This window comes from Planomonospora corallina, assembly GCF_042650625.1.
Taxonomy (GTDB): domain Bacteria; phylum Actinomycetota; class Actinomycetes; order Streptosporangiales; family Streptosporangiaceae; genus Planomonospora_B; species Planomonospora_B corallina.
This window is the reverse complement of record NZ_JBHSBM010000018.1, coordinates 44,179-56,594: the sequence shown is the minus strand read 5'-3', so window position 1 is coordinate 56,594 and position 12,416 is coordinate 44,179. Positions and strand designations below refer to the sequence as shown.

The window sequence follows — 12,416 nt, the reverse complement described above, 5'->3', positions numbered from 1 at the left end:
GGGCTCCTACCCTTCGGTGTCGGCGCTGCCCGTCTTGCGGGAGCGGGCGGTGCGCGGCCCGGACTGCCGGCGCGGCTTCACCACCGGCGCGGCGGCGGGCGGCTGCCCGTCACCGGCGCCCGGGGCAGTGGCGGTGTCGGTGGCCGGGTCGCTTGCGTCGCTTCCGCCGCTCACCTCGCCGTCACCGAGGGCGGGGTCGAGCGGGACCGTGCCGGGCGGGTACGCGGCCGGGTCGATCTCGGGCATCGCCTCGCCGGGGACGGCTTCCCGCTCCTCGAGTTCGGCCGCGGCCGGCACGTACGGGTGGCCGTCGACGAGCGCGCCGTACAGCAGCTCCTCCGGCACCGCCGGGAACACCTGGTCGGGCACCCCGAACTCGGTGGTGGACACGGTCCGCACCTTCGGGGTCTGGGCGACCGCCCACGCGGCGAAGTCGCGGCGCAGCTCCCGGGCCGGCTGGACTCGGATCACGGACACACCTCGATCTTGATCATGCAGACGGTGCAGGTCGTCGCGGGAACGTAGGTCCGCTCGGCCAGGACCCGCCGGTCGTTGAACCGGTAGTCGATCGACGCGCCGGCCCGGTCCGGGACGATGTCGAGCGGGCCGCGCCGCACCACCACCGGCCCGGACACCGCCAGCCACGCCGTGCCCGGCTCGGCGGGGGTGCCGTCCGGACCCGAGTTGATCGCCGAATAGCCGGCGCCGATCGTCACGCAGTTCCCGGCGAGGGTCCGCAGCCGGGACCCGTCCCGCATGGCGAGGTTGCAGCAGCCGAGCAGCGCGGCCGCGCCGGCGGGCACGTGCAGGACGCCGACGCCGCCGTACGACTCGGCCAGGCACCCTTCCAGGGCGGCGACGCCTTGGGCGATGTTCACCGGCCCGGCCGCGGGCGTCAGGTCGATCGCTTGCGGGGCGAGCACGCTGGCCCAGAACCACTCCTCCAGGCCGCGCTGCTCACCGAGCAGCAGCACCTGGCGGACGTGCTCGATCGCTTCGGGGTACGACCAGCCGATGGTGGAGCACTCCACGCCGGCGTACAGGGTGACGGCGTCGGCGGACTCGTTGCGGGGCCGGCAGAACTCCTTCGCCGGAACCTCGCCGGGGGACTCGTCCGGGTCGGGGCACCAGTCGGTGTCGCGGACCGGGCAGCAGCCCAAGCCGAGCCATTCGACGCCGAGCAGCTGGTGGATGTCGTCGTCGCCGACGTCGATGATCGTGGTGCAGCCGCCCAGGATGCCGTTGGGCAGCGGCGTGCCGGGGATCGCGTCGACTCTGCGTCGCATGCCCGCTGGTGGCATCGCCCTTCTCCTCACGTGGGGGTGGAGCGCGCCGGGACCGGACCCCTCGAACCGGTCCCGACGCTGTACGGGGAGCGGTTACGCGATCGGGCAGGCGATGCCGATCTGCTCGCCGGTGCGGCCGTCGGGGCAGACGGGGACGGTGACGATGCGGGCCTCGTTGTTGCGGGCGATGAGCGCCACGCACTCCTCGGAGAACAGGGCCGTGTAGTCGTTCGTGGCGAACTTCGCCGAGTCGTGGATCACGCCGAGCGAGATTTCACCGCCGCGGCCCGCCTGGAAGGTGCCGGCCGGGTAGATGAGGAACGGGATCTGCGCGGGCCAGTCGACGGCCGGGGTGGCGCCGCCGATGTCGGTCGGCACGGCCGGGCCGAGACCCCGCGCCCACTGGATGGACACGCCGACCTGCGCGAACGCGTTGATGATGCAGGAGGTGTCGATCTCGCTGCAGGACACGCCGTTCTGGCGGGCGATGTCGGCCAAGAAGAGGTTCTTGCTCCACCAGGGGAACACGACCTCGATGTTGATCGACTCGCACAGGCTGAGCCGCTCGGTCATGTCGGACGCCTGCAGGGCGACGGCCGCGAACATCGCGGAGAACGCGCCGAACGTCTGCGCGATCGTCACCGGCGTCGACTGGGTGACGGCCTGGTTGAACAGCTCCTGCTTGATCCGCATCTCGTGCGCGATCATCGCCAGCCGCTGGTAGTGGGCGACGAGCTCGGGGAAGTGCCGCTGCGTCAGGATGCCGGACTCCAGGCAGACGCCGACCGCGTCGCAGCGCACCTCGACCGGCTCCGGGCACGGGATCTTGAAGCAGGGCTTGACCGCGCCGGAGATGTCGTCGGCCTCGGTGTGCACCCACGTCATCGCGCCCACGTCGAGGCTCGGCATGGGGAAGAAGCGCAGGCCTCCGCGGGCGAGCTGGATCTCCGGGACGTCCCACAGCATCTCCGGGCACGCCATGTTCGCCAGCGTGTACACCGTCTCCGAAGGCGCGCACCAGCCGCCGGAGGCGACCAGGTCGCCCTTCGGCAGCCGCGCCTGGTCGGAAGCGAGCACCACCGCGCGGGTGCCCTCCGTGCCGGAGGAGGAGTCGTTGACGATGAGCGGGTGGTCGAACGGCAGCCGGTAGGACGCGGTCAAGCCGACGCCTCCGCCGGCGGTCTTCAGCGCGTTCGCGCGGCGGATGATGCCTTCGGTGACGCCGTCCATGTCGAGCGGCTGACCGGGCTGGTAGCCGGGCACATCCACCGACGCGGTGATCTCCGGGCCGGGCGGCGGCGCGTCCGGCAGCACCCGCGGCTGGCGGCGGCGCACGCTCGACAGGTCCAGGGCGGGCCGGCGCGGCGAGATGACCGTCGACGCCGACAGCACCTGCTCCTTGGCGGGCTCCGGCTCGGGGCTGCCGCTGGCCTCCACCTCCCCGTCGCTGTCCTCCTCCTCGCCGTCGTCGCCGTCGCTGTCGGTGGACGCTTCGACGCCGCGGACCTGCGCGGCCAGCGCGTCGATCTCAGCGGCGGCGGCCTCGGCGGCCGTCCGGCGGGACGCCTGCTCGGCGCGGATGTTGTTGACGACGCCGGCGAGCTGGCGCAGCTGCTCCAGGTCCCGGTCGGTGATGGTCGTCGAGGTGCTCTTCGCGTCGAACGCGGTGACCGCGTCATCGAGGAGCTGGGAGAGCTCGGAGTCGTTGAGCTGAGTGATGTCCTCGGGAAGGTCGAACTGGTCCACGCTGGTGGTCTCTCTCCTGATGAAGGTGAGAGCCCGGCCCACAACCAGCGGCGATGATCCCGATGCTAGCGCACGAGGCGGTCGACGCGTATGACCTGCGATGCCTGACCCGCGCCGCAGGTCAGGGGTGGCGGGTGCGCAGGTGCTCGTGGGCGAACCCGGCCAGGGCGGGCAGCGTCTCGACGGGGACGACCTTCGCGTCCGGGTAGGTGCCGCCGTGCCGGTCCAGGTACGCGAGCGGGCGGCCGCCGTCCCAGCAGTCGTGGCACTGCAGTTCCACGTGCCCGTCCTCGTTGCCGACGAGGTACAGCCGCGGATCGAACAGCGCGGCCAGCACGTCCGCCGGCGGTCCGGTCGGCGCGTTCACCGGCGGCCGCGCGTCCGCGGGCGCGGTAGGGCGGTTAGAACAGGGCGTTCTGCTCGGCCGGTTCGGTGAGCTGCTGCGCTTTGACGAGGCGGACGCAGCGGCAGCACGTGATCGGCGCGTACGAGACGTGCAGGCGGCGGGGGTCCCATCCGGAGACGCCGACGCGGCACGCCGGCGCCGGCAGTTTCTCGCCGCGGTGGTCGATCGCGCTGCCGGCGAGATGCACCACGCGCGAGCTCTCCAGTCGCAGACCGTGAGCTTCCATGCATGCAGCGTAGCAAGATCACCATATGGTGGTCGTGGTGTTTCTGCACCGCTTTGACGCTTGCGCGAGGTGCTTCCGCGGACCGGCTCCGGTCGTTCACCGGCACGCCCGGGGCGGCCTGCACGTGCCGGGCGGCGCCGAGCGGCCGCCCGCACACGCGGTTGCCGGAACCCGGGTGGACGTCGCGGGCGTACACGTGCGGGTCGCCGTACTGGCTGGGGGCCGAACCGGTGCTGCCTTCCCAGCCGGGCGTCGGCCGCCGGGCCTCCGGCGGGGCGTGCCCGGCCTCCTGGGTGCAGGTACCGCACAGGCCGGGACCGCCGCACGTGGCTGTCCTGCCGGGGTGAGGGTCAGCCGGGTCGACGGCACCGTAGGCGTATCCGTGGCTGGTGTACGGCATCAGCTTGCCACCGGCCCGCCACCCGGGCGGAGGATCCCGCCGGCGCCCGGCTGCCCGATCATGTCCGGTCCTGACCGCCGCCGCACGGGCCCGCGCAGCCTCCGGCGGCGGGCAGCAGCAGTTGCTCGTCGTCGATGCCGGGCCGGGGGATGCGCTCGCGCAGCAGCCGGATCACCGCGTCGACCGGTGACTCGTCCGGGCCGGGCGGCGCGCACTCGGTGAGGAACTCCTCCAGCCGTGTCAGCTCCCGCTCGCTGTGCGGGTCGACCACGTCGATGGTTTCCACGGTGACGATGGCGTACTGCGCACCGCACTTGCGGGCGAACTCCTGCCACTTGGCGTCGTTCACGCTCGGCGCGGCCCGGTCGAACACGAGCGCGAACGGCCGTTCCACCTTCTCGCCGTCGACGAGGTGCGGCAGGTGCAGGATCTGGACGCGCATCAGGAACCCGCTCCCGCCTGCTGCTGGCTCTTCTCCCGGACTTCGCTGCCGTCGTACCGCCGGGCGACGGTCTCCGCGGTCGACTTGTTCGTCGAGGTGTAGACGATCCGGCCGCCCACGACGACCTCCCACTGCTGCCGGTTCCTCTTGTTGCATCCGCAGCCCATAGTCAGGCTCCTTCCTTCATCTGGGCCGCCAGGCCGGCGGCGACTTCCGCCCGCGCCGGAGCGACCAGCTGAGCGAGTTGCTCGATCTCGGCGCGGGCCGCCGCGCGGCGCTCCAGCTCGTCGGCGAGCCTTTCGACGACCTCCTCGACGGACGCGCCCGCCAGCGGCCCGGCGGCGCGGGTGGCAGGCCACCCGGCGGGCCGCCCGGCCCGGAAGCCGCCCGCCGTCGAGGCGGCCAGCGCCATGTTCGACCGGTCGACCACCGCGGAGGCCGCCACGAGCTCCGACGGGTGCCCGGGCACCGGCACCGACAGCACCGCCCGCAGGCTCCACCGGCCGGACGGGAGCTGCCGGACGTGGTAGGACGGCTGGCAGGCGGAGAACACCATCTGGTCCCACTGCGACAGCCACGGCGCGGCCGCCCCGGAGAACCACAGGCCGCCGTCCGACATGCCGACGGTGACGATCCCGGCGACCGTCCTGGTGTCGTCCCACTGGCAGGCCGCGGTCTCGCATTCGGCGCCGTCGCGGTGGTGGCCCGCGTTCATCGTCATCGCGCCGACCCGCACGACGCTGCCGTCGTCGAGCTGGAAGCGGGAACGCAGGAACGCGGAGAAGTCGAGCTCGCCCAGCGATTCGATGGTCAGCCGCCTGCCCGGGTAGGCCTCGTGCGGCACGCCGCGCTGCGCGACCCACCCGTAGACGCGGCCGGCCCGTACGTGCACGCCACCCGAGCCGGGCGGCAACTCTTCCGGGGTGGGCTCGCGGAACCAGGAGGCGGGCAGCGGCGGCAGGTCCTGGAACTGCTGCCACGCTGAGGCTTCCAGCTCGTCCATGCCTTCCCCGGCCTCCTGCCAGGGCGGCGCCAGGGCCGGGTCGCCGAGATGCTCGGCGAGCCGCTCGTACAGGCGGGCGACGCGGTCGCGTAGCTGCTCCTGGTCGCCGGCGGGGACGCCGCCGTCGCCGTCGTGCAGCGCGTCGGCGGCCGCGAACACCCCGCCGGGGATGATCCGCAGCTCTCCGCCGGCGACGTCGGCGATGCCGAGCCGGTAGGCGGCGAGCGTCGCCGGGTCGGCGTCGTCGTCCCTCCACAGGAACGCCGCCGACAGCCGGTCGACGTCGACGCCGTCGACGCCGGTCGCCCACTCCAGGACGCGGGACGCGGCCGCGTCGCCGTCCCACGCGGCGTCGCTGCCGTCGTGGATCGGCAGGCCGGTGTCGCCGCACATCGACGCCGTCACCTCCGCCGGGGCGGTGGAGGCCTCGGGCAGGGTCGCGGCGGCGACGTACAGGCCTCGCGCGAGCCGCGTGATGTACCCGGCGGCCACGGCCCGCACCAGGTAGTCCCGCGCGGACGCGACGGTCATGTCCAGGGCGGTGGCCACGTCGAGCGCGCCCACCGGGACGGGGCTGGTCGCGACGTAGGTGACGACGTCACCCATCCGGCCGGGCGGCGGCGCGGCGCTGGCGGCCTGCTCGGCGGGGTCGGCATCCAGGAAGATCCGCGCTTGGGCGAACGCCGGCATCGACACGAGGGTGGCGCCGCGCACGCGGGCGCGGGTGATCCGCATGACGAGCTCGCCGGACTGCTCGGCGTGCAGGACGGTGCCGTTCGGGTCGTCGGGGTCGCCGGCGGCGGCGGTGACGACTCCGGCGGCGTGCAGCGCGGCGCGCAGTGCGGCCGCGGGGATCCGGCCGCCCGGCCCGGTCGTCCACTGCACGGTGTGGGTCGCCTGCACCGGCGCCGCCGCTCCGGCGGCGGTGTGCTCGACCCGGTGGGTGGCCGACACCAGGTGGGAGCCGCCCGGCAGCGGCAGGACGCTGACCGCGGCCAGCGACGCGAGCATCACCACCACCTCCTCCTCATCGGTGGTGTCGGGTTCGGTGGGGCGCCGGTCGACGAACTCCACATCCACGTCGTCCAGGTCCACGCTGACGCCGAGCGGCGCGCCTTCCTCCAGGAGGCGGATCGCGGCCGCGCCGGACGCCTGCGACGGGTACAGCACACCGGTGGAGGGGATGCGGTCGCCGTCGCGGCCGATCGTGTCGATCGCGCCGGCCAGCTCGGCGCCTTCGTGGCCGTGCAGCATCTCGTCGGCGTACTGCAGCGGCCACGGCCCGGCCTCCCAGTACAGGGCGCGCGGCGCGAAGATCCGGCCGTCGCCCGTCTCGGTGTTCTCGAACGCGAGGGCGGCCGGGCTGGGCGTGGACCAGCGGCGCGGCGTGGAATCAACGGTCGTCATGGCGTCCTCCTGGTCGGTGGCGGGGCCGAGTGGGATGTCGGTGACGTCGCCGGCGAACGCCAGCCGGATCCGATCGAACGTGATCGGCCCGAGCCGCTGCACCATGTCGCTGAGCAGGCCGGGGTTGCTGCTGTAGGCGGCGCACACGTGCGGCACCCACGGCGAATGCTGGGCGGGGATCTCCGGGTGGTCGCGGGTGTCGTCCAGGGCGGCCGTCACCGCGTCCCGCACGTCCTGCAGGCGCGGCGCGCCCGCGGGCCGGTCGCGGTCGTCGCCGACCGCCCACACCCACGACGGTTCGTCCGAGCCCGGGTTCCAGTGGTTCACCCCGAACGCGGTCCCGGTCACCGGGCCGGAGAAGCGGGAGCGCGCCGCGGCCCGCACGTTCTCGGCCAGGTCGCTGCGGTGGTTGTCGTCCCATGCGGACCCGTCGGGGCCGCCCAGGTACAGCAGGGTCAGGTGCAGGTCGTCCGGTGCTTCGCCGCCGTCGACGGCGAGCCGCTCGGCGTCGTCCCGCGCGGGCATGAGCGCGATCATCGCGCCTTTCAGGTGGCTGCCGTCAGCGGCGGCGGACAGGTCTGCGCTGGCATGGGCGTCTCGCACGATTCCCTGCTCCTCGAAGAACGCGACGACCCGGGCGATCTCCTGCTCGTCCAGGTATTGGCGGCCGTCATCGTCCGGCGGCTCGGCGTCGGACCCGAACACGCAGGTGCACCGGCAGTTGATGACGACGGCGGGTGACCCGGCCGGGTCACCCGGGTACAGGAGCGGCTCCCCGGCCACCATGAACGGCGCGGCGAGCGGGACGGTGAAGCCGTCCGCCTCCCAGTGCGCGGGCCGCGTCCTCTCGTCCGCGGTCGCCAGCCACGTCTTGTAGGCGGGCCGCGCCCCGTCGGGCAGGCCCATCGCCGCATCCAGCGACGCCCGGTTCCACACGGAGACGACTTCGGTGCGGGCGATGCGCTCGGCGCGGGCGGCTCCGAGCTGGACGCCTCCGGCGGCGAACGTCTCCTGCAGCCGGTCGCGCAGCTGGTCGACGCCTTCGCCGGCGGCGACGCCGTCGGCGAGGGCCTGGCGGGCGGCCTCCCACAGCCGGTCGCCGACACCGGACAGCCGGTTCGTCGCCGTGGTCAGGTACGCCTGCACCCGGTCGGGCACCGAGAACGGGTCGTCCAGCCACCGGCCGGGCAGGTCCTCCACGTCGGGCGGCAGCGGCACCCCGAACCGGCGGAAGATCGCACGGGCCGCGGCCTCGAACACGGCCAGCAGCACCGCCAGGATCTTCCGCAACTGCCCGGCCCACAGGTCGGCGATGCGGCGCAGCTCGCCGTCGTCGAGCGACGCCGTCACGCCCCGGCGGGAGGTGCCGGCCAGGTAGGCGGCGTAGTCGGCGGCGACCTGGCCGAGGGCCTGCTGGACGGCGGCCTCGACGAGGTCCTCCAGGCGGGCGAGCGCCCGGTCGGCGGCGTCGCGCTGCACCTGGCGCGGGTCTCGGCCGGTCACGCCGCCACCACGCAGGGGGCGTGCAGCACGCCGCGGGTCTGCTCGAACCGGTGCTCGATCCCGGCGGCGATCAGCTCCCGGCAGTAGGAGTCGAGGAGAGCGGTGAGGCAGTCGGCGTCGACGCCGTACCGGGCGGCGACTTCTGGCACCCGCGTCCACGCCCCGTCGAGGAGCCGCCACTGCTCGACCTGGGCGACGTCGACGGTGAGGATCGTGTGCAGCGCCGCCGGGACCATCTCCTTGGCGCGGGCCCGCTCCGAGCGGGGGCAGGCCGGGGTGCGCTTCAGTTTCTCGCCCGCGCTGGACAGCGCCGCCCAGATGAGGCCGTCGGCGGCGTCCACCAGCCCCGCCCGCCGCCCAGGCCCGGAGGCGGAGGCGGGCAGCGTGTCGGGGAGGTCGCCGCTCTCGTCGACCGGCAGGTGTGGCGTCCCGCCGCCCGGGCCGTGCTCTCCCGGGGCTGGCGGTGGCGCGTCGCCGGGCGCGGGCGCGTCGGACTCGTCGAACCCGGTCTCGCGCCGCAGCGCCGTCGGCGAGATCGCGCCCCGGTCGTAGACCTCCAGCGCGGTCTGGCTCCTGTTCGCGCGCACCCGCAGCGGCGAGGTGTCGTACCAGACGAGCCACTCGCCGGCGTCCTGGACGCCTTGCTCTTCCAGCAGCGGGCGCAGCCACTGCGTCGTCAGGGCGTGCGCGACCGTCGCCAGGCGGGGTTCGACGCCGAGCCGGATCGCTTCCTGGCTCAGCCCCCACAGCCCCCAGTGGTTGATGTCGCCCAGGCCGAGGAGGATCTCCGCGGGAATCTCCAGGCTGTTGGCGAAGCGGCGGATCGCCTCGTCCCTCAACCGGATCGCGAGCTCGTCGAACTCCGACTCGAACGTCAGTCGCTTGATGTCGCTGATCGTGTCGGCGGGCACTTCCAGGATGATCGGCACGGTCGCGGCCGCGGATTCGGGTTCCCGGTAGGCGGTCTCGGCGACGGTGAGGAACAGCTCCAGTAGGTCGTCTTCGGCGTCGGTCTGCGCGGGCGTCGTCGGGAAGCGGGTGCCTTTCGGTACGAGCAGCACGCCCCGGCCGGTCAGGCGGGAGCGGGCGATGGCGGCGACGGCCGCGTTCAGCAGTTGCAGCTCCTCCAGCAGCGTCATCGACGCCCGCACCGGCGAGTCGGCCTCCATGTGCCGCCGCGGGTGGGGCTCCCACACGCGGATCGCGATCGGCGCGTCCGGGTCCGGCGGCGCGTCCGGGTCGTAGCCGGGGATGTTGACCTGCTCGCCGTCGATCTCCGCGACGAGCTTGTTGCCCTGGCTGCTCACCTCCGACACCGACAGGACCTGCCAGTCCTCGCCGGCGTCCTGGCCGCTGCCGTCGGTGAGCGGCCGGATGACGATCCAACCCTCACCCGGGACGACGAGGTGTGAACCGAACGCTTTCAGCAGCTGCGACTGCCCGTCGGGGCCGCCTGCGATGCCGGTGACGAGCACGCTGGCCGGGTGCCCGTCCGGGGCGGGCTCCACGGTGCTGTCGTCGATGCGGCGGCCAGCGAACAGCCGCGCCCCCGACATCGCGTTGGAGACCCACTTGGCGGCGAACCGGACCTCCGGCGTCGTGTCGTAGAACGTCCACGCCCGCTCCTGCCACGACTGGTCGACCGAGCGGGTGCGGAGCTTGCGGGTGGTGAACCGGGCGGCGGCGGCGGTCAGTCCTGCCGGGCTCTGGCTCATGCGCGGCCGGCCGCGGGCCGGGTGTCGTCCCAGCGGTTGGCGAGGACGGCGCCGCCGGCGACGGCGAACCACTCGATCAGGTGCACCGGGGCGGGCGCGGCCCCCCACCGGCCGGTCGCGGTCAGGTAGATGGCGAGGACGGCGCCGCACACCCACCAGCCCATGCAGTAGACGCAGGACAGGAGGGTGACGGCGGCGGAGCGGGCTCGGGAGCCGGGGTCGGCGGCGTGCCAGCGGAACACCAGGTCGCGGAGCCCGTCCAGGATCGTGTCGTGGACGATCAGTTGCGTTCCGCGGTAGCCGGCGAGGGCGAGCACGGCGAGGTCAACGAGCGTGATCAACAGGCGCCCCCCGTGGAAGATCTCCTGATACACGGCCCATCATAGGGGCGTATCCGGAAATCCTTTATCAACATGGGATATCTTCGGGAAATCTTCCCGTATCATTCGGGGGCGGGGAAGGGCCGGGCCGCCGAGCGACGACGGCGGCCCGGCCGCCCGGGCGCTTCACAGGCCAGTGATGGGGTTGTCCGTCCACTTGTCGTCGTCCTCGATGTAGCCGAGCAGGGCGGTCGACCCGTCGGCCCAGCCGCCGTGCCGGCCGATCCGCTCCAGGGGTTGGCCCTGGCGGCGGGCCGCGGTCGCGAACCCGCGCCGCAGCGAATGCCCCGTCCATTTGCCTTCCAGTCCGGCGGCCGCCGCGATGCGGGCGACGACCTCGGCGCTCATCCGCCCGGCCGCGCCCCTGATCGGTTTCCCTGCGCGGGTCAGCGGCGGGGCGATGCGCTGGTGCCGATCGACGCGCACCAGCAGCGGCCCGCTGGCGCGGCCCTACTCGGCGAGCGCCGCCAGCAGGGCCCGGGTGGCGCGCACCGGGCAGGTCGCCGGGTTCGTGTCGTACGGCACGGCGACCGCGTCGTGCCGTTTCAGCTTGCGCCGGCAGATGGTCACCAGCAGGCCCTCGGGCGTTTCGGCGACGTCGCCGATGTCGAGGGTCGACCCACTCGAAAGAGATGGGTGATCAGAGGCGAGGGTCAACCTAAGTGCACCGAGTCCCATAAGTGATCTTATGATATCTTTACGTCAATATGTGAGTAAAGTCCGTTTTGTCCAACTCGTCACTTATGGATGAGATCATGAAGAAGCTGGGCAGCGCCCTGTCAACCTCACTCCTGATAGCTCTTGCCGCCGGATGCGCATCAGGCACCACCACAGCGGCACCGACAAGTTCGCCCGCCCCGGCCACTTCCACCTCCTCCACCCCCAGCGTGACGCCATCCCCCACCCAGACCCCCTGCTCGGAAATCTCAACGCTCGCATCCGAGAACCTGACCCAAGCAGAGTTGTCCGGCAACGATAGGGAATGGACCCAAGCAAGCAGCCACCTCAACACCTTGATTACATTCATGGAAGAGCGGCCGGAATGCTTCACCTCCACTCAGCTCGCCAATTTGGGAGAGCTTAAATCCATGACCGAGAAGTTCGATGCTCTGATCCAGGCCCAACAGGCCGAAACCGAGAACGAATCAACGGGATTCCAGGCCCAGCGACACTCGGGCAAGGGCGACAAAGTACTTCGACTCAAAGGCGTCGATCAGCCGGTCATCGTCAAGTTCACCCATGATGGCTCCAGCAACTTCGCCATAAATTCACTCGACGAGAACGGTGACGAGACCGACCTCCTGGTCAACACGATCGGCGATTACCAGGGCACTGTCCTCGCCGGCATGAGAGAAGGCTCATCTCCTGCGGCCTTCAAGATCCAGGCCGACGGTCCTTGGACGGTGGAAATCAAAGACGTGCTCGAAGCAAGAACCTGGCCTGAGTCTCGCATTACGGGTAAGGGTGACGACGTTCTCATCATTCCCGGTACGGTAGAGGGTTTCACGGTCATGACCGCCGAGCATTCAGGGGAATCCAACTTCGTGATTCACGCCTACACCCAGGACAGAGAAGAACTTCTGGTCAACGAGATCGGAAAGTACACCGGAGAAGTAACGCTTCCAAACGGAACCGCCATGGTCCGCATCGAGGCTGACGGAAAATGGACTTTGGTCCGCGACTAGCACGTCGGTCGAACATAAACAGGTGAACCGGACCTGATCCCAGGAATGAAGAAATCGCCCACCCTCAGCGAAGGTGGGCGACCTTCGTTCAAGACTCTGCCAAGCAAGCCAGTCCTTACAGGCGACAATGAGTCGCCTCGGCCCATCGGTCCTCATCCTTCATGCAACCGAGCCGGGCGGTGGATTCATCGGCTCATCCACCGTGACGGCTGGCCCG

The 12,416-nt window shown here is 71.9% G+C and carries 12 protein-coding genes; 1 reads left to right on the top strand and 11 read right to left on the bottom strand.

Going from position 1 to position 12,416, the window contains the following annotated elements:
* Positions 1–6 precede the first annotated feature (6 nt).
* The 11 genes from ACFOWE_RS18220 to ACFOWE_RS18170 form a co-directional block, all read right to left on the bottom strand.
* Positions 7–471: a hypothetical protein gene (locus ACFOWE_RS18220; protein ID WP_377289309.1), complete on the bottom strand. Its 465-nt coding sequence runs from the start codon at positions 469–471 to the stop codon at positions 7–9.
* Positions 468–1,286 carry a hypothetical protein gene (locus ACFOWE_RS18215; RefSeq protein WP_377289307.1) on the bottom strand — a complete coding sequence of 273 codons (819 nt, stop codon included), beginning with the start codon at positions 1,284–1,286 and terminating at the stop codon, positions 468–470. The genes ACFOWE_RS18220 and ACFOWE_RS18215 overlap by 4 nt, the downstream gene beginning before the upstream one ends.
* A gap of 93 nt (positions 1,287–1,379) precedes the next feature.
* Positions 1,380–3,032 (bottom strand): major capsid protein, encoded by a 1,653-nt coding sequence (locus ACFOWE_RS18210; protein WP_377289305.1) that lies wholly within the window; start codon positions 3,030–3,032, stop codon positions 1,380–1,382.
* Between the two features lie 121 nt (positions 3,033–3,153).
* Complete coding sequence (locus ACFOWE_RS18205; protein ID WP_377289303.1) at positions 3,154–3,399, bottom strand: hypothetical protein; 246 nt, start codon at positions 3,397–3,399, stop codon at positions 3,154–3,156.
* Between the two features lie 34 nt (positions 3,400–3,433).
* Positions 3,434–3,664, bottom strand: a complete 231-nt coding sequence (locus tag ACFOWE_RS18200) for a hypothetical protein (protein ID WP_377289301.1) — start codon at positions 3,662–3,664, stop codon at positions 3,434–3,436.
* 458 nt (positions 3,665–4,122) lie between these two features.
* Positions 4,123–4,506 carry a hypothetical protein gene (locus ACFOWE_RS18195; RefSeq protein ID WP_377289299.1) on the bottom strand — a complete coding sequence of 128 codons (384 nt, stop codon included), beginning with the start codon at positions 4,504–4,506 and terminating at the stop codon, positions 4,123–4,125.
* A complete protein-coding gene (locus ACFOWE_RS18190; RefSeq protein WP_377289298.1) occupies positions 4,506–4,673 on the bottom strand; it encodes a hypothetical protein in 168 nt (55 codons plus the stop codon). The genes ACFOWE_RS18195 and ACFOWE_RS18190 overlap by 1 nt, the downstream gene beginning before the upstream one ends.
* Positions 4,674–4,675: 2 nt before the next feature.
* Complete coding sequence (locus ACFOWE_RS18185) at positions 4,676–8,419, bottom strand: phage minor head protein (RefSeq protein WP_377289296.1); 3,744 nt, start codon at positions 8,417–8,419, stop codon at positions 4,676–4,678.
* Positions 8,416–10,134 carry a hypothetical protein gene (locus ACFOWE_RS18180; RefSeq protein ID WP_377289294.1) on the bottom strand — a complete coding sequence of 573 codons (1,719 nt, stop codon included), beginning with the start codon at positions 10,132–10,134 and terminating at the stop codon, positions 8,416–8,418. Before ACFOWE_RS18180 ends, ACFOWE_RS18185 begins: the two co-directional genes overlap by 4 nt.
* The gene (locus ACFOWE_RS18175; RefSeq protein WP_377289292.1) at positions 10,131–10,475 is read right to left on the bottom strand and encodes a DUF1360 domain-containing protein; all 345 of its coding nucleotides are present in this window, start codon (positions 10,473–10,475) and stop codon (positions 10,131–10,133) included. The genes ACFOWE_RS18180 and ACFOWE_RS18175 overlap by 4 nt, the downstream gene beginning before the upstream one ends.
* A gap of 165 nt (positions 10,476–10,640) precedes the next feature.
* Positions 10,641–10,940: a tyrosine-type recombinase/integrase gene (locus tag ACFOWE_RS18170; RefSeq protein WP_377289290.1), complete on the bottom strand. Its 300-nt coding sequence runs from the start codon at positions 10,938–10,940 to the stop codon at positions 10,641–10,643.
* 329 nt (positions 10,941–11,269) lie between these two features.
* Here ACFOWE_RS18170 and ACFOWE_RS18165 point away from each other — a divergent pair, with 329 nt between their 5' ends.
* Positions 11,270–12,199, top strand: a complete 930-nt coding sequence (locus ACFOWE_RS18165) for a hypothetical protein (RefSeq protein WP_377289288.1) — start codon at positions 11,270–11,272, stop codon at positions 12,197–12,199.
* Positions 12,200–12,416: the final 217 nt, after the last annotated feature.